A 16,152-nucleotide genomic window follows, 5' to 3' on the forward strand; every position below is an offset into this window, starting at 1 on the left:
GCCCGCCGTGAGGCGGTGACTCGCGAACCACCTTTCCAGGAGAACTGTGACGCCTGCCCGCAGCCGTCGCCCCGGCGCGCCGACGCGAACCGAACGCGGCATTCCCGAGGCCACTGTCGCGCGCTTGCCGGTGTACCTGCGGGCCCTGACCGCCTTGTCGGACAGTGGCATCGCCACCGCGTCGAGCGAGGATCTCGCGACCGCGGCCGGCGTCAACTCGGCCAAGCTCCGCAAGGACCTGTCCTACCTCGGCTCCTACGGCACCCGCGGGGTCGGGTACGACGTGGAGTACCTGCGCTACCAGATCGCCCGCGAGATCGGCGTCACCCAGGACTGGGCCGTCGTCATCGTCGGGATCGGAAACCTGGGCCACGCGCTGGCCAACTACTCCGGCTTCGGTACCCGCGGCTTCCGAATCGTCGCCCTGCTGGACGCGGCGCCCGAGCTGGTCGGCGAGCGGATCGGCGACATGGTCGTGCGCGACTTCGCCGAGCTCGAGGAGATCGTCGCCGCCGACCGGGTCTCGATCGGTGTCATCACCACTCCCGCCGGTCCGGCCCAGGAGGTCTGCGACCGGCTGGTCGCGGCCGGGGTGACCAGCATCCTGAACTTCGCGCCGGTGGTGCTGTCCGTGCCCGACGGTGTCGACATCCGCAAGGTGGACCTCTCGATCGAGTTGCAGATCCTGGCGTACCACGAACAACGAAAGTCCGGAGAGGCGGCGCTCCCCGAGGTGCCCGAACTACCAGCGATCAACGGTCTGCCCGATCTGCCCAGCGTGGGCGGAGGTGTGGGCGCATGAGTTACCTGGTCGTCGGCATCTCGCATCGAAGCGGGGACATCTCGGTTCTGGAGCGGGTCGCGCTGGACGCGGACGCGGCGACCAAGCTGGCGATCTCCGTCCAGCACAGTCCCGCCGTCAGCGAGTCGGCCGTCCTGGCGACCTGCAACCGCACCGAGGTCTACGCCAACGTCGACCGCTTCCACGCCGGCATGGACGAGGTCACCGCGATCCTGTCCGACGTCACCGGCGTCCCGCTGCTCGACCTGGCCGAGCACCTGTACGTGCACTTCGAGGAAGGCGCCGTCGCGCACCTGTTCCAGGTCGCGGTCGGGCTCGACTCGATGATCGTCGGCGAGAGCCAGATCCTCGGCCAGCTGAAGGAGTCGCTGCGGGTCGGCCAGGACCTGGAGACGATCGGCACCGGGCTGAACGCGCTGTTCCAGCACGCGCTGCGGACCGGCAAGCGGGCCCGCGCCGAAACGGGGATCGACTCGGCCGGCCGCTCGGTGGTCACCGCCGGGCTGGACGCGGTCGGTGGCTTCGAGGGCCGTCGCGCGCTGGTCGTCGGTGCCGGTTCGATGGCCTCGCTGGCCGCTCAGACCCTGCTCGCCGGCGGCGCCGCGAGCGTCACGATCGCGAACCGGAACCACGACCGCGCCGTCGCGCTGGCGATGAGGATCGGCGGTACGGCGATCCCGCTGGCCGGCGTACCGGACGCCCTGGCCGAGGCCGACCTGGTGGTCAGCTGCACCGGCGCCCGCGGCGCTGTGCTGACCGAGGAGATGTTCCGCAACGCCACCGACGGACGCCCGTACGGCGTACTCGACGTGGCTCTGCCGCGCGACGTCGAGCCGGGCGTCGCCCGGATCCCCGGCATCACGCTCGTCACACTGGCCGACCTCGCCGGTACGGCGGGCGGCAGCGAGCACGACATCGACGAGGTCCGCCGGATCGTCGGCGAGGAGACCGGCGCCTTCGAGGCGACCCGCCGGGCGGCCTCCGTCGCGCCGACCGTGGTCGCGCTGCGCACGATGGCGACCGAGCTGGTCGACTCCGAGCTGGCCCGCCTCGACCGCCGGCTGCCCGGCCTCGACGAGCACCAGCGCCACGAGGTCGCCCGGACCATCCGGCGCGTCGTCGACAAGGTTCTGCACACCCCCACCGTCCGCGTGAAGGAACTGGCCGCCGATCCGGGCGGCCCGACCTACGCCGACGCGCTGCGCGAGCTGTTCGCGCTCGACCCGGCGACCGTCGACGCGGTCACCGCCCCCAAGCCCACCACCGGAGGTGAGTCCGCATGATCAAGCTCGGAACCCGCCGGTCGGCTCTCGCGACCGTCCAGGCCAACCACGTCGCCGACGCGCTGCGGAACCTCGGGCACGAGGTCGAGCTGGTCCCGATCGTCACCACCGGCGACGTGAACCGGGCGCCGGTCGAGCAGATCGGCGGCACCGGCATCTTCGTCAGCGCCCTGCGCGACGCGTTGCTGGCCGGCGAGATCGACATCGCCGTGCACTCGCTGAAGGACCTGCCGACCGCGCCGATCGACGGACTGACGCTCGGCGCGATCCCGGTCCGCGAGGACCCGCGCGACGTACTGGTCGCCCGCGACGGGCTGACCCTCGGCGAGCTGCAGACCGGTGCGCTGGTGGGCACCGGCTCGGCCCGCCGACAGGCGCAGCTGGAGGCGCTCGGCCTCGGCCTCGAGCTGACCGGGATCCGCGGCAACGTCGACACGCGGATCGGCATGGTGGCCGATGGCAAATTGGACGCGGTGGTGCTCGCGAGGGCAGGGTTGGCCCGGTTGGGCCGGCTGGCCGAGATCACCGAGACCCTGGACCCGATCCAGGTCCTGCCGTGCCCCGGACAAGGTGCCCTGGGCATCGAGTGCCGCAGCGACGACACCGCCGTACTGGCTGCTCTGGAGCCACTGGAGGACCCGGGGACCCGGGTCGCGGTGACCGCCGAGCGGCAGTTGCTGGCCACGCTCGAGGCCGGGTGCACCGCGCCGGTCGGTGCGCTGGCCGAAGTGGTCGACGGTGAGGACGGCCCGGAGCTGTGGCTGCGGGGAGCACTCGGTGAGGACGGCGGCGGTGTCCGGCGGCTGTCCGCCAACGGATCGGTCGACGATCCAGCGGCGGTCGGGCGGGCGCTGGCGCACGAGTTGCTGGAGCAGACATGACACCGGCACGGGGCACGACGACGGAAAAGACGAGCAAGACAAGGGCGAAGGCGACGGCAGACGTGAGCAGCGCGAAGACAGCAGCGGCCACCCAGGCTCCGCAGAAGGTGCCGGCGAAGGCCGCGGCGACAAGCAGCACAGCCAAGCAGACCAGACCGCTCGGGCACGTCACCTTCGTCGGGGTCGGTCCGGGTGATCCAGCCCTGCTGACGATCGCCGGGCGCGACGTCCTGGCGAACGCCGACGCCGTGGTGGTCGAAGGTCCCGAGCACGACGCCTTCCTGGCCTACTGCCCGGCCGGCGTCGAGGTGATCGACGGCTCCGGTGCCGAGGGCAGCCGGGCGCTGCGGGTCGCCGCACGGGCGCGCCTGGTGGTGAAGACCGCCAAGACCGCCTCGAACGTCGTCCGCCTGCTGACCGGTGACCCGTTCACCTTCTCCAGCGGCGCCGAGGAGGCGGCCGCGTGCCGCAAGGCGGGGATCAGCTTCAACGTCGTACCGGGGGTCAGTGAGGTCAGCGCCGTACCGGCGTACGCGGGCATCCCGTTGACCGTGAAGAGCGAGCGCGAGGTCACGGTGCTCGACCTGGCCGAGGCCAAGCTCGACTTCAGCCGGCTGCACCCGAAGCAGACGCTCGTCCTGCTGAACGCCATCGACGTGCTGAAGGACGTCACCGCCGCGCTGGTCGAGGCCGGCTTCGACGCCGGTACGCCGGTCTGCGCGACCGTCGGCGGTACGACGACCGCCCAGACCAGCGTGGTCGGCACGCTCGGCACGATCGTCGCCGACCTGCGGACCGCCAAGGTCGTCGGCGAGGCCGTGATCGTGGTCGGCTCCGTGGTCGAGCAGCGCGAGGCGCTCAGCTGGTTCGAGACCAAGCCGCTGTTCGGCTGGCGGATCCTGGTGCCGCGCACCAAGGACCAGGCCGGCCCGCTGATGGACCGCCTGCGCCGGTACGGCGCGATGCCGGAAGAGGTCCCGACCATCTCGGTCGAGCCGCCGCGCAACCCGCAGCAGATGGACAAGGCGATCCGCGGGCTGGTCGAAGGCCGGTACGAGTGGGTCGCGTTCACCTCGGTCAACGCCGTCAAGGCCGTCCGGGAGAAGTTCGACGAGTACGGCCTGGACGCGCGGGCGTTCTCCGGGCTGAAGATCGCCGCGGTCGGCGAGAAGACCGCCGAGGCGATCGCCGCCTGGGGCATCCGCCCCGACCTGCTGCCCTCGGGCGAGCAGTCGGCCGCCGGACTGGTCGAGGACTGGCCGCCGTTCGACGAGGTGCTCGACCCGATCAACCGGGTCTTCCTGCCGCGCGCGGACATCGCCACCGAGACACTGGTGGCCGGTCTGACGGACCTGGGCTGGGAGGTCGACGACGTCACGGCGTACCGGACCGTCCGGGCCGCTCCGCCGCCCGCGCCGACCCGCGAAGCGATCAAGTCGGGCAAGTTCGACGCGGTCGTGTTCACCTCGTCCTCGACCGTGCGGAACCTGGTCGGCATCGCCGGCAAGCCGCACGCGTCGACGGTGATCGCGGTGATCGGCCCGGCGACCCTGAAGACCGCTGAGGAGCACGGCCTGCGCGTCGACGCGATGGCCGAGGCGCCGTCCGCCGAGGAACTGGCCGACGCACTGGCCCGGTTCGGCGCGGACCGGCGTGACACCATGGTCGAGGCGGGGGAGCCCGTCACCCGCCCGTCCGAGCGACGCTCGGGCTCTCGCAGGAAGAGCTAGGTTCGTGACTGGATTCCCTGGTGTTCGTCCCCGGCGGCTGCGGTCGTCGGCGGCTGTCCGGCGACTGGTGTCGGAGACCACGATCGAGCCGCGGCAGCTGATCCTGCCGATGTTCATCCGGGAAGACGCACGGGAGCCGATCGCGATCAGCTCGATGCCGGGCGTCTACCAGCACACGCGCGACACCGCGCGGAAGGCCGTCGCCGAGGCCGTGCAGCTGGGGCTCGGCGGAGTGATGCTGTACGGCGTACCGTCCTCGAAAGACGAAGTCGGTTCCGGGTCTTTGGATCCGGAAGGCATCCTGAACGTGGCGATCCGGGACGCGGTGTCCGAGGCCGGCGACGACCTGCTGGTGATGTCGGACCTGTGCCTCGACGAGTTCACCACGCACGGGCACTGCGGCGTACTGGACTCCGCCGGGCGCGTCGACAACGACGCGACCCTCGCGATCTACGCCGAGATGGGAGTCGCGCAGGCCACCGCCGGCGCCCACGTCGTCGGGCCGTCCGGGATGATGGACGGCCAGGTCGGCGTCGTCCGCTCCGCGCTCGATGCCGCCGGATTCGTGGACACGGTGATCCTGGCGTACGCCGTGAAGTACGCGTCGGCGTTCTACGGGCCGTTCCGCGAGGCCGTCGGCTCGTCGCTCCAGGGCGACCGGAAGACCTACCAGCAGGACCCCACCAACGACGCCCGCGACGCGATCCGCGAGGTCGACCTCGACATCGCCGAAGGCGCCGACATCGTGATGGTCAAGCCGGCACTGGCCTACCTCGACATCATCCGCCAGGTCCGCGACCACGTGAACGTCCCGGTCGCGGCGTACAACATCTCCGGCGAGTACGCGATGGTCGAGGCCGCCGCCGCCAACGGCTGGATCGACCGCGAGAAGGCGATCCTGGAAACGCTCAACAGCATCCGGCGGGCCGGCGCGGACACGATCCTCACGTACTGGGCCTCGGAAGCGGCACAGCTGCTGTCTCACCGGTAGAGGTTTCTCCCACGCGGCCGGCTACGGTCGCTCCTTCTCTGCCGCTGCCTGTGTGCCGGATCTGCCGCGCTGGAATGCACCCGGTTCGACCTGTTGAGGTCAGCCGAGAGTGATGGGAATCAACGTATTGCCGTCCACGACGACGGCCAGGTGGCCGTTGGGGGCGATCTCGAGATCCCTGCTGTTGGACGGCAGCGGGACGGTCGATGTGACGGCGTTGGTGGTCGTGTCGATGACCTCGATCGCGGGCTTCAGATCGTCCATCCCGGGTGTCCCGTCCGCCACGCTCTTCTCGTCCATCCCCGTGACGTACAGCTGCCGTCCGTCCGGGGTGATCGCCATCGCGTACGACCGGCCGGTGACCGGCACCTTCGCCACGACGGCGAGGCTGCCGGCGTCGAGCACCGAGACGAAGTTGGGCTTCGTCGTCTCGTACGTCGCGTAGGAGACGAAGATCCGCTTCCCGTCCGGAGTGACCACCACGTCGTCCGGCCGGTCTCCGGGCAGCTGGAGCGTCTTGACCACCTTGCCGCTCGTGGCATCCACCACCGTCAACGCGTTGATCGGCGGACCGCCTCCCGAATGAGCGGGTGCGCTCGTGACGTAGACCCAGCGGCCGTCCGGTGAGACGGCGATCCCCTCGTGCTCCGCGTCCGGGAGATCCACGGTCAGATCCACGACCTGCCTCCGGACGTCGATCCGCACCAAGCCCGGGAAGGCGCTCACGGCGTACAGGTGCCGGCCGTCCGGGGCGACAGCGAGGTCGCTCAGCGGACCACTGTCGACGTCGACCGTCGCGGTCTCGGCCCGGGTCGCGGTGTCGATGAAGCGAACGGCCCCCGACGTGTAGTTGCCGGCGAGGTAGGCCTGCTTCCCGTCCCGGCTGAACCGGACCTGCTTCCCGCCCTCGGAGAGGAAAGGAATCGTCTCGACCTTGCGGCTGGCCAGCTCCACGATCGTCAGGCTTTCCGGGTTCGCGACGTAGGCGAACCGGCTGTCCGGCGTGATCGCGACCGACCAGACCTCGTGCTCGATCGGGATCGGCTCACCGAGCTTGGGCGCCGGCTTGGCCGTCGCGGTCTGCTCGGCCGACGTGTCGCCCTTTCCGGCCTGCCCACTGCATCCGCCGAGCGCCAGCATCATCACGCCGAGCGCCGCGAGCGTCCTCCGGCCGGTCACCAGCACCTGCCACGGGCTAGTCGAAGCAAGTGCCGGGAGCGCCGTAGGCGGTGGCAAGCTGTCTCGATCACCCGCCGATCATGCCCGGCGACCAGACCTTCCGACAGCCAGTTGCAGCAACTGGCCATCGCGCCGCGGCGACAGGCCCTGGGGGCGGTGAGCGCGGGTTCTGCGCGCTCGGGTGGTTCCGGTGCGCTTGCTGTCGTCCGCCGTCGCCCACACGGCCGGCTACGCCCGCTCCTTCGTCGCGACCTACGCAGTCCGCTCCCGCCCACCCTGGGTGCGGGCTTAGCGCCCTGAAGTGAGTGCAGGTGGGCACGCGCTGCGGTGCGTCCGGTGCGCGCACGTGAGTCGCCGGTGGCCTGCTCCAGGCGGGCATGAACCGTGCGGACCTGGTGGGCGCCTGAGGCGTCCCTGGCTGCGGTGGACAGCGGAACTTGGTCGCCGACAGGCGTGCGAGTGCGCTCTCTGCCGCCACCCGTGTGCCTTCTCTGCCGCTACCGGTGTGCCGGATCTGCCGCTTAGCAGATGACTGTTGCCGCCGGGGAACGGTCGCTAGGCTGTTTGCGTGCGGGAAAACTGAGGGCGCAGGCGGCGGTACGCCGACCGAGCGGATGCTGGAGTGGGCGACAGCTGTAATCGGCCTGAGCGCGAGGCTCGTCGAGGTGCGTGCTCTGCACGGCGCCCAGGGGCCGTGGTGGCTGGGTATCGAGTGGCGTGGGCAGTTGACGGAAGCGGTGCTGCGAGCACCTACTCCGCGGATCGACGCGGCCATGGTGACTACGGGAGCCGCCGCGCTTGAAGTGGCGGAGCGGTTCGGGCTGCCGGCCCCACGACTGCTCGGGGCCGACCTGCAGAGCACAGGCGTGCCAACGACGCTCGAGACCGTCGTACAGGGCACGAGTGACTGGCCGGCGCCTCCTTCGGTCGAGCGACTGCGCGCAGCAGGCGCCGTACTCGCGCGTGTCCACACGGTCTCGCTAGCGCCGTACGAGGAACTGCCGTTCCGGCCGCGGCCGATTGCGGTGGACGACTTTGCCGCGGACCGGCGCGAAGGGCGCTTGCCGTCAACACCTCTGCTGCAGACCGCCGACGAGATGGTCACCGCGCACGGCGTACCGCCCAGCGAACAGGTCTTCCTCCACGGCGACGTCTGGCCTGGCAACCTCATGTGGGCAGGCGACGAGATCGCGGCCCTCATCGATTGGAAGACCGCCGGCGTAGGAGCGCGAGGAGTCGACCTCAGCGAGCTTCGCAAGCAGGCCGCCATCTCGTTCGGCCCCCAAGCACCTGCCCACGTACTGGACGGCTATGAACGCGCAACCTCCACCAAGGCCCGCAACGTCGCGTACTGGGATGCCATTGCCGCCCTCAACACCCCCACCGAGCTGTACGACGCAACAGCAACCACCCGCCGAGACGCCTTCCTGGACAGGGCGATGGTCAACCTCGACAGCTGAGCACCACGCCCCACCGGCCGGCGCGGTCGGCTCAGCTGTAGTTGCCGAGGAATCCCGGGGACGGGAGGCCGATCTGGGCGGTGAAGTCTGTGGCGACGCCGACGAGCTCGGTCATCGGGACCGGGCGGCGGCTGGTAGCGGGCAGGTCGGACCGTGCTTCTGTCGACCACAGGAACGGGTAGACCGCGATCCCATGGGTGGGGAGCAGAGCGTCGCTCTCGTCCTGCCAGCCGGGCCAGCGGAGGGACTCGTAGAACTTGTTCGTCCCGCCGGACAGGAGCCAGTCCATCCACTGGCTGTGGGTGATCTCGAGGGACTCCCACTCGAGGGTGTCGGGGGCGAAGTAGCCGACCTGGCCGATCTCGCCGGGGCGGCCGGTGGTTGCCGCGTCGTACGTGCTGATGGCGAAGACGCCGCCCAGTACGTCGTACCCGATGATCAGGCCGTTAAGCGGTTCCCAGCTCGGGTCGGTCGTCGCCGGGAACTCGTTGACCCGGCCGATGCCCAGGCCTGGGATCGATGAACCGCCGAGGGCTCTGACCCAGCCGCCGTCGACCAGGAGGCCGCCGCAGTTCACGACTGTCGCGCCGAGTGCCGATCGCTCGGTCACCTGCAGTTGCGCGAGGGTTGCCGATCCGGCCGGCCCGTCGGGAGGCAGTAGCTCGACCCGCACCGGGCTCTCGGTGATCTGCTCCAGTACCCAGGGCCAGGCAGACTCGGTCGCGTTCACCCCAGGCAGTCTGCCGGACGATCGGTCTTGCCGGAAAACAAGGGCGGGTGAGACCATCGGCGGATGCTGAACACACGAAAGGTTCATGCCGCGTAGGCGTCCTGGGCAGGTGCGGGCCGATGGGTGCGGGGTCTGGGAGTGCTGTACGCCGGCCGACGAGCTGCTTGAGCTGTTCGCGATTGTCGAGCACAACCTGCCGCGGCGGGATGCTCGGCGGTTCCGGGCCCGGTTGGAGAAGCTCGACGAGCTGTGGTGAGGGTACGGCGGTACACGCGGTTGTCGGACCTGCCGGGCTTGTCGGTGTTGACCCGGACGACCTTGCTGCGCTTGGAGGCCCGGGGCGAGCCGGTCGAGCAGGTGGTGGTCGACTGGCACCGGATGGTTGCTGATAGCAAGGATCGTTCCCGCGGGGACTGTGCGACCTGGGGGTGCTGTCCGCCGACGGTCGGAGTGTGGACGCTGCTGATGATGCTCGAGTCCGAGATGCGCCGCCGGGACCGCGAGAGGCTGTACGCCGAGCTGCGGTGGGTCGAGTCGCTCGGATAGGGCGTGTCCTCGGTCATGAGGGTGGTCGCGGGTGGTGAACGCCGGCAACCGTATGTGCGGTGCTGGGGTGAGTGGCCGGTGTTCAGGGCGCGTCTTTGTGCATGGCTCAGTCGTGTGTGGGGCTTCGTGACGGCTGACCGGTGCACAAGGTGGAGGTTTCGAGGGGGTGGTGAGTGCGGTGACGGGGGCTGGTGGTCGGGTCGCCGGTACCGACCGACAGGACGTCTTCAGTTCACCGGCTCGCTTCGCACGGGATGTACGCCTGGAACCTGCTCGCCCCGGCCGCCTGGGCAGGACACCTCCTGTCGGTCGGTCCCCCACCCCCACTCAGCCGGATGCGACTTTGAGCGCCGGTCAGCCGGTGAGAAGGCCTTGGCCTCAACCGGTTGTTGCACATGATGTGTGTGATGACTGGGAGGTAGTGATGCCGGGTAGGCGGTTGGATGTGCGGGAGCGTCAGGTGATCGAGAGGTCGCTGGGGGCGGGGTTGACGGTTGGGCAGATCGCGGAGGTGCTGGGGCGTCATCGCACGACGATCGCGAGGGAGATCGAGCGTAACGGCGTGGTCCGGTTCGGGTCGTTGCCGGCGCGGCCGGCGCGTGGTGGCGGTGTGTGGGGCCGGCCGCGCAGGTATCGGACTGATCGTGCTCAGCGTCATGCCAACCGGCGAGCGCGTCGTCCGAAGCCGTTCAAGCTGACCGGGGCGTTGGCGGTGGCGGTCGGGCAGTTGATGTTGCAGGACTGGTCGCCGCAGCAGATCGCGGCGAGCTTGCCAGGGTTGTTCCCCGACGACGACGGTATGCGGGTGAGCCACGAGACGATCTACCAGTCGTTGTTCGTCCAGGCCCGCGGCGAGTTGCGCCGGGAACTGACCGATCACCTGCGCAGCAAACGGATGAGCCGCAAACCCCGCACCGGCGTGGTGCGGCGGGGCCTGATTGGGATCGTGCCGATCAGCCAACGGCCGGCCGAGGTGTCGGATCGGGCCGTTCCCGGGCACTGGGAAGGCGATCTGCTGCTGGGCGGGGTCGGCAAGGGCGCGGTGATCACCCTGGTCGAACGCAAGAGCCGGTTCGTGCTGCTGACCCCGCTACCAGAGCGCCACACCGGGCTCGACCTGAAAGCCGCGCTGACACCACTGATCGGCTCGCTGCCCCAAGCGCTGCGCGGCTCGCTGACCTGGGACCGCGGCACCGAGATGAGCGAACACGCCGCCATCGCTGTCGCCACCGGGATCGACATCTACTTCGCCGATCCCCACTCGCCCTGGCAACGCGGCAGCAACGAGAACACCAACGGACTACTGCGCCAGTACTGGCCCAAAGGCGCTGACCTGCGCACCCTCACCCACGCCCGCACCGACGAAGTCGCCCACCGGCTGAACACCCGCCCACGACAAACCCTGGGATGGAAGACTCCAGCCCAAGCCCTCAACGAGGCACTCCGAGCAACAACCAGTTGAAACCGCCGGCCGAACAGTGGCTGGGCCGTGCTCAAAGTCGCACCGCTGGGGCACCACCCGACCCGACCACGCCGTGGCGTCACCAGCGTCTTGACCGAGTACACCTAATGGTCGGCGAGCTCGGTGGTGGCGGCCCAGCTGGACAGGAGTTTCAGGGCGTCTGCGGTGGGGGTGTCGGCGGGGGCGGTGTAGACCAGCAGAGTGAGGCCGGGGTGGGCGGGGAACTCCAGGGCCTCGAAGGTGAGGTCGAGGTTGCCGACGACCGGGTGGTGGAGGCGTTTGAGGCCGGTGCGGTGGAAGCGGACGTTGTGGGCGGCCCAGCGGGTGCGGAACTCCTCGCTGCGGGTGGAGAGCTCGCCGATCAGCTCGATCAGGAGTTTGTCGTGCGGGTTGTGGCCGGCTTCGGAGCGGAGCATCGCGGCGATGTCGTTGGCGGTGCGGTCCCAGTCGGGGTAGTAGTCCTGCGCGGCGGGGTCGAGGTACACGAAGCGCGCCGTGTTGGCGGGGCGGCGGGGGTCCGCGAGGACGGGGGAGTAGAGCGCGCGGGCCATCCGGTTCGCGGCGAGGATGTCGTGGCGGGTGTTGCGGACCCACGCGGGGGCGTCGCCGATGGTGTCCAGGACCAGTTGGACGCTCGAAGGCACCGTGGCGGGTGCGGGCTTGCGTTTGCGGGCCGGGACCGGCGAGGAGGCGCGGGCCAGGTCGAAGAGATGGGCGCGTTCCGCGTCGTCCAACTGGAGAGCGCGAGACAGGCCTTCCAGTACGGCGTCCGAAGCGCCGCCCAGGCTTCCGCGTTCCATCCGGACGTAGTAGTCGATGCTGACCCCCGCGAGCAGCGCGACCTCCTCGCGGCGCAGCCCTTTGACCCGCCGGTTGCCGCCGTACGCCGGGAGGCCGGCCTGGTCGGGCGTGATCCGGGCGCGCCTGGAGGCCAGGAACTCGCGGATCTCGGCTCGGTTGTCCATGGCCCCACCGTAATCGCTGCCCGCGCGCCGAAGGAGGTACTGGCGTTACCCGGAAGGCCAGTGACTCCCGCGCGAGCAGGACGAGCTGTTGACTGGAGCCCGCAGAGCCGGACCGAAGGCCACACAGGCAGGAGCAACCCATGGAACACACCAGACTCGGTACGTCGGGGCTGAAGGTCAGCCGGATCGCGCTCGGGTGCATGAGCTTCGGCGACACCTCGCGCGGGTTCAACACGTGGGCGCTCGACGACGCCGGTGCCGAGCCGATCTTCCGGCAGGCCCTCGATCTCGGCATCACGTTCTGGGACACCGCGAACGTCTACGGCTTCGGCAGCTCCGAGGAGATCGTCGGGCGCGCGATCCGCAAGTACACCCGTCGCGAGGACATCGTGCTCGCCACCAAGGTGCACTTCAAGGTGCACGACGGACCGGGCGGCCAAGGCCTGTCCCGCAAGGCGATCACGGAGCAGATCGATGCCTCGCTCAACCGTCTCGGGACCGACTACGTCGACCTCTACCAGATCCACCGCTTCGACCCCGAGACGCCGGCCGAGGAGACGATGGAGGCGCTGCACGACGTCGTGAAGGCCGGCAAGGTCCGCTACCTCGGCGCCTCGTCGATGTGGGCCTGGCAGTTCTCCAAGCTGCAGTACGTCGCGCAGCTGCACGGCTGGACGAAGTTCGTCTCGATGCAGAACCAGTACAGCCTGATGCAGCGCGAGGAGGAGCGCGAGATGTTCCCGCTGCTCGCCGACCAGGGCGTCGGGTCGATCCCGTGGAGCCCGCTGGCCAAGGGCCGGCTCGCTCGTCCGTGGGGTACGCAGACGACGCGAGCAGGCAACGACCCGGTCGCCGACCGGCGCTTCAGCGAGGCCGACCGGCCCGTGGCGGACGCCGTACAGAAGGTCGCCGAGGCGCGCGGCGTACCGATGGCGCAGGTCGCGCTCGCCTGGGTGCTGAAGCATCCCAGCGTCAACGCTCCCATCGTCGGTCCGACCAAGGAGCACCATCTGCCGGACGCCGCCGCGGCCCTGGAGCTGACCCTCACCGACGACGAGATCCGCACTGTGGAAGAGGCCTGCGCCCCAGGCGCCCCCGCGAGCTTCTGAGCCAAGAAAGGCACACACCGGTACGACGGTCTGAGAGGCCCTGGCATTACCCCTCAGTCGCGTCGTACCGGCGGAAGGTCTTGGAGGACAGGGTGAGGATGCCGGCGCCGACCAGGCAGGTGAGGCCGCCTAGTAGCAGCGCAGGGGCGGGGCCGAGGAGGCCGCCAAGGGTGCCGGCTCGGAGGTTGCCGAGGTTGGGGCCGCCGATTCCCACCATCAGGTCGAGGGAGCTGACGCGGCCGAGGAGGGCGTTGGGGGTGTTGGCCTGGAGGATGGTGGCGCGGAAGACGGTGGTGATGATGTCGGCGGCGCCGGCTGTGGCCAGGAGGACGATGGCCAGCCAGAGGTGGGTGGTGAGGGCGACCGCGCCGATGGCTCCGCCCCAGACGGCGACCGAGATGAGCATGGCTCGGCCTTGGTGACGGAGGTGGCCGACAGGGCCGGACAGGGTGGCGGCGATGATGCCGCCGACGCCGATCGCGGCGAACAGGTAGCTGACGGTCTGCGGGCCGCCGCCGAAGTGGGTGTCGGCGAGGGCGGGGAACAGCGCGGTGGGCATGGCCAGCGCGGTGGCGTTGAGGTCGAGCAGGAAGATCATGCCGATCAGCGGGTGGCGGGCGGCGTACTGGATGCCTTCGGCAACGGATCGGAGGCCGACGGTCGAGCCGCCGTCGACCGGGGGCATGGGTGGAAGGCGGCGGACGCCGGCCAGCGCGGCGAGGAAGGTGGCGGCGTCCACGGCGTACGCCCCTCCGATGCCGACCGTCGCGATCAGGACTCCGGCGAGCAGGGGCGCGGCGATGATCGCGACCTGGAACGAGAGCTGGTTGAGGGCCGCGGCGGCGGGGAGCAGCCGGGGCGGGAGGAAGCGCGGCGGGAACGTCCGGCGGGCGGAGCCGTCGACCGCGGCCAGGGCGGCGGAGGTTGCTGTCAGCAAGTAGAGAAGCCAGAGCTCGTTCCAGTGCAGGAACGCCTGGACGGCGAAGAGGATGCCGACGGCCATCAGTCCGGTGCTGGTGAGCAGGACCAGGCGCCGCCGGTCGACCGCGTCCGCGATCGAACCGCCGAAGAGGCCGAGCAGGAGGGTCGGGATCAGGTTGGCGAGCCCGAGTCCGCCGACGGCGATCGAGGAGCCGGTCACGTCGTACGCCTGGATCGACACCGCGACCATCGTCATCACGTTGCCGACCGCGGACAGCGACTGCCCGGCCCACAACCAGCGGAAGTCGACCGACTCACGCAACGGACTCAGGTCGGCGAACAACCGTCGTCGGGGCACGAGGAGCCATCCTCGTCCTGACCGAGCGGTGCGGCAAGCGGGTTTCGGGCATCCCGCGGAGACCGTACGGCGGAGCGCCCGGGCAGCCCGTACGGCGGGGAGGCCCCGGCCAGGGCTACCGTGGATCGGCCGAACGGGGACGAGAAGGAGATGCTGAGCGGGATGAGCGACCTGGAGACGCTGACGCAGGACCTGAGGAGCGCGGTGCGAGCGGCGGCGCCGTTGATCGAGGGGGTCGGGAAGGACTCGAGAGCGTTGACCCAGCAGCTCGGGAACGAGAACGGCCCGGCGCTGACGGCTCTCGGGCAGCAGGCGGATCAGGCTCTCAAGAGTCCTGAGGGGGCACAGGTGGGAGTCCTGCGCGGCGCGATGCACGATGCCGATGTGTTCGGTGGACGGCTTCGGCGGGCCGGTGGGGAGATCGGGAGGTTCCAGCAGGATCTCGACCTCGCGGGCAACCATCTGCGGGAGGGTGCGAAGTCGCAGGCCAAGTTGGTCGAAGAGCTCGGGGTGGAGACGCCGGAGATCAAGACACTGGGGAACCGGCTGACCGATCTGAGCGGGGCGGTGAAGGCGGCCGGCACGGCGCTGGACGGTGCCGGCCGGCAGATCGACGATGTGCGCGATTCGGTGAACAAACTACTGAGGAGCGATCTGGGCGCGGACCGGGCAGAGACCGCGGACAGGATCAGGGCTGCTCAGACCGGAATGCGCCAGGGGGCTGACGAGCTGAAGGCCACGCTCGGCAAAGCCGCTGCCAAGCTGGCCGAGAAGGAGCCGGACCGGCTCGCGGCGATGGACGAGACCGATGCGCTCGCGAAGGCCGGCGAGGACGGGAGCCTCGCCAAGGCGGCAGACCTGGCGAAGACCGCCGACGCCGCTCGCAACCCGACCCCGAAGGACCAGGAGGTCGCCCCCGGCTCGGCGTCGCGCGCCGGCGGCCGGGCCCACAACCCCGCAAGCCCCACCCAGGAACGCGGCCTCTAGCCCGTACGACGAACAGCCCGCCGCGATCGGCCCGTCCCGAAGGCCCGTCGGCCGCCACTCGCGCCGTCCGGACGGGCGATGAAGCCGTCCAGGCTGACCGCGATGAACACCGCCGCGTGAAAGCTCACTTCGCTCCCCGTCCGTCCGTGGATCCCCCGTTCCACGCCCCCGGAGCAGCCCGGCTCAGACCTCGGGGGCCATCGCCTCGTCGACGGAATCGACCACGGTGAAGACCTTGTGCAGCTTGGTGATGCGCAGGATCTTGGCGACCCGCGGGTGCAGGCCGGCCAGGATCAGGGCGCCGCCCTGGACCGCGGCCTGCTGGTGGGCACCGACCAGGACGCCGAGGCCGCTGGAGTCCATGAACTCGACCTCGCTCAGGTCGAGCACCAGCGGCTTGGTGCCGATGGTGTCCAGCACCGCCCGGAGGGTCTCGGTCAGTGCGGGCGCCGCCTCGAGGTCGACGTCACCGGACAGCCGCACCACCGGGTGCGGGCCGAGATGGTCGACCTGGACGGTCAGATCCGCGCTGTCGGCAGCCACGATCCGGAGCTCCTCGGGTTGTCGGCGGCCGGTGATCCAGACGCCGGCTGCGCCCGTCGGACGACGGGCGCGTTGGGCGATGGCTCTGGACTGAACCATCGGTCTGCGAGCAGTATCACCCGCCGAGCCGACAGTTCAACCATCCACACCCCGCCGAGACCGCGTTGTGCGCGGAGCGTGGATCACCGACCACGAGCAGCGACCC

The 16,152-nt window shown here is 70.2% G+C and carries 17 protein-coding genes; 11 read left to right on the plus strand and 6 right to left on the minus strand.

The features are described from left to right. The first annotated feature begins 46 nt into the window (after window positions 1–46). Genes ACLQ2O_RS06910 through hemB form a run of 5 tightly spaced genes read left to right on the plus strand, consistent with a single transcriptional unit; the run spans window position 47 to window position 5,687 of the window. Complete coding sequence (locus tag ACLQ2O_RS06910) at window positions 47–802, plus strand: redox-sensing transcriptional repressor Rex (protein WP_184799268.1); 756 nt, start codon at window positions 47–49, stop codon at window positions 800–802. After that, the gene (locus ACLQ2O_RS06915) at window positions 799–2,085 is read left to right on the plus strand and encodes a glutamyl-tRNA reductase (RefSeq protein ID WP_425828363.1); all 1,287 of its coding nucleotides are present in this window, start codon (window positions 799–801) and stop codon (window positions 2,083–2,085) included. The genes ACLQ2O_RS06910 and ACLQ2O_RS06915 overlap by 4 nt, the downstream gene beginning before the upstream one ends. Further along, a complete protein-coding gene (gene hemC / locus ACLQ2O_RS06920) occupies window positions 2,082–2,966 on the plus strand; it encodes a hydroxymethylbilane synthase (RefSeq protein WP_425828365.1) in 885 nt (294 codons plus the stop codon). The genes ACLQ2O_RS06915 and hemC overlap by 4 nt, the downstream gene beginning before the upstream one ends. Next, entirely contained in the window at window positions 2,963–4,696 is a 1,734-nt protein-coding gene (locus ACLQ2O_RS06925; protein ID WP_425828367.1) for a uroporphyrinogen-III synthase, read from the plus strand. Before hemC ends, ACLQ2O_RS06925 begins: the two co-directional genes overlap by 4 nt. A gap of 4 nt (window positions 4,697–4,700) precedes the next feature. After that, entirely contained in the window at window positions 4,701–5,687 is a 987-nt protein-coding gene (hemB, locus tag ACLQ2O_RS06930; RefSeq protein ID WP_425828369.1) for a porphobilinogen synthase, read from the plus strand. A gap of 99 nt (window positions 5,688–5,786) precedes the next feature. Here hemB and ACLQ2O_RS06935 read toward each other — a convergent pair whose 3' ends face one another. Next, window positions 5,787–6,866, minus strand: a complete 1,080-nt coding sequence (locus ACLQ2O_RS06935) for a hypothetical protein (protein WP_425828371.1) — start codon at window positions 6,864–6,866, stop codon at window positions 5,787–5,789. A gap of 665 nt (window positions 6,867–7,531) precedes the next feature. Between ACLQ2O_RS06935 and ACLQ2O_RS06940 the strand changes: the two genes are divergently transcribed. Then, window positions 7,532–8,326, plus strand: coding sequence for a phosphotransferase family protein (locus ACLQ2O_RS06940; protein ID WP_425828373.1), 795 nt, complete (start codon window positions 7,532–7,534; stop codon window positions 8,324–8,326). A 31-nt stretch (window positions 8,327–8,357) separates the two neighbouring features. Here ACLQ2O_RS06940 and ACLQ2O_RS06945 read toward each other — a convergent pair whose 3' ends face one another. Next, window positions 8,358–9,056 carry a DUF2625 family protein gene (locus ACLQ2O_RS06945; protein WP_425828375.1) on the minus strand — a complete coding sequence of 233 codons (699 nt, stop codon included), beginning with the start codon at window positions 9,054–9,056 and terminating at the stop codon, window positions 8,358–8,360. An 85-nt stretch (window positions 9,057–9,141) separates the two neighbouring features. Between ACLQ2O_RS06945 and ACLQ2O_RS06950 the strand changes: the two genes are divergently transcribed. From ACLQ2O_RS06950 to ACLQ2O_RS06960, 3 genes are all read left to right on the plus strand, one after another. Continuing rightward, window positions 9,142–9,312, plus strand: coding sequence for a hypothetical protein (locus ACLQ2O_RS06950; protein WP_425828377.1), 171 nt, complete (start codon window positions 9,142–9,144; stop codon window positions 9,310–9,312). Next, on the plus strand, window positions 9,309–9,602 hold the full coding sequence (locus tag ACLQ2O_RS06955; protein WP_425828378.1) for a hypothetical protein: 294 nt from the start codon (window positions 9,309–9,311) through the stop codon (window positions 9,600–9,602). The genes ACLQ2O_RS06950 and ACLQ2O_RS06955 overlap by 4 nt, the downstream gene beginning before the upstream one ends. 424 nt (window positions 9,603–10,026) lie before the next feature. Next, window positions 10,027–11,064 carry an IS30 family transposase gene (locus tag ACLQ2O_RS06960; RefSeq protein ID WP_425829088.1) on the plus strand — a complete coding sequence of 346 codons (1,038 nt, stop codon included), beginning with the start codon at window positions 10,027–10,029 and terminating at the stop codon, window positions 11,062–11,064. A gap of 104 nt (window positions 11,065–11,168) precedes the next feature. Here the strand turns inward: ACLQ2O_RS06960 and ACLQ2O_RS06965 are convergent, their stop codons facing one another. Beyond that, on the minus strand, window positions 11,169–12,029 hold the full coding sequence (locus tag ACLQ2O_RS06965; RefSeq protein ID WP_425828380.1) for a helix-turn-helix transcriptional regulator: 861 nt from the start codon (window positions 12,027–12,029) through the stop codon (window positions 11,169–11,171). Between the two features lie 140 nt (window positions 12,030–12,169). Between ACLQ2O_RS06965 and ACLQ2O_RS06970 the strand changes: the two genes are divergently transcribed. Further along, window positions 12,170–13,138 (plus strand): aldo/keto reductase, encoded by a 969-nt coding sequence (locus ACLQ2O_RS06970; protein ID WP_425828382.1) that lies wholly within the window; start codon window positions 12,170–12,172, stop codon window positions 13,136–13,138. A gap of 46 nt (window positions 13,139–13,184) precedes the next feature. Here ACLQ2O_RS06970 and ACLQ2O_RS06975 read toward each other — a convergent pair whose 3' ends face one another. Continuing rightward, window positions 13,185–14,417, minus strand: a complete 1,233-nt coding sequence (locus ACLQ2O_RS06975; protein ID WP_425828384.1) for an MFS transporter — start codon at window positions 14,415–14,417, stop codon at window positions 13,185–13,187. Between the two features lie 162 nt (window positions 14,418–14,579). Between ACLQ2O_RS06975 and ACLQ2O_RS06980 the strand changes: the two genes are divergently transcribed. Then, window positions 14,580–15,404 (plus strand): hypothetical protein, encoded by an 825-nt coding sequence (locus ACLQ2O_RS06980; protein WP_425828386.1) that lies wholly within the window; start codon window positions 14,580–14,582, stop codon window positions 15,402–15,404. Here the strand turns inward: ACLQ2O_RS06980 and ACLQ2O_RS06985 are convergent. Beyond that, window positions 15,401–15,532: a hypothetical protein gene (locus tag ACLQ2O_RS06985; protein ID WP_425828388.1), complete on the minus strand. Its 132-nt coding sequence runs from the start codon at window positions 15,530–15,532 to the stop codon at window positions 15,401–15,403. The two genes, ACLQ2O_RS06980 and ACLQ2O_RS06985, sit on opposite strands and share 4 nt — an antisense overlap. A gap of 55 nt (window positions 15,533–15,587) precedes the next feature. Next, window positions 15,588–15,947 (minus strand): STAS domain-containing protein, encoded by a 360-nt coding sequence (locus tag ACLQ2O_RS06990; protein WP_425828390.1) that lies wholly within the window; start codon window positions 15,945–15,947, stop codon window positions 15,588–15,590. Window positions 15,948–16,152 lie beyond the last annotated feature (205 nt).

It is taken from the genome of Kribbella sp. DT2, from assembly GCF_049844575.1.
Taxonomy (GTDB): Bacteria; Actinomycetota; Actinomycetes; order Propionibacteriales; family Kribbellaceae; genus Kribbella.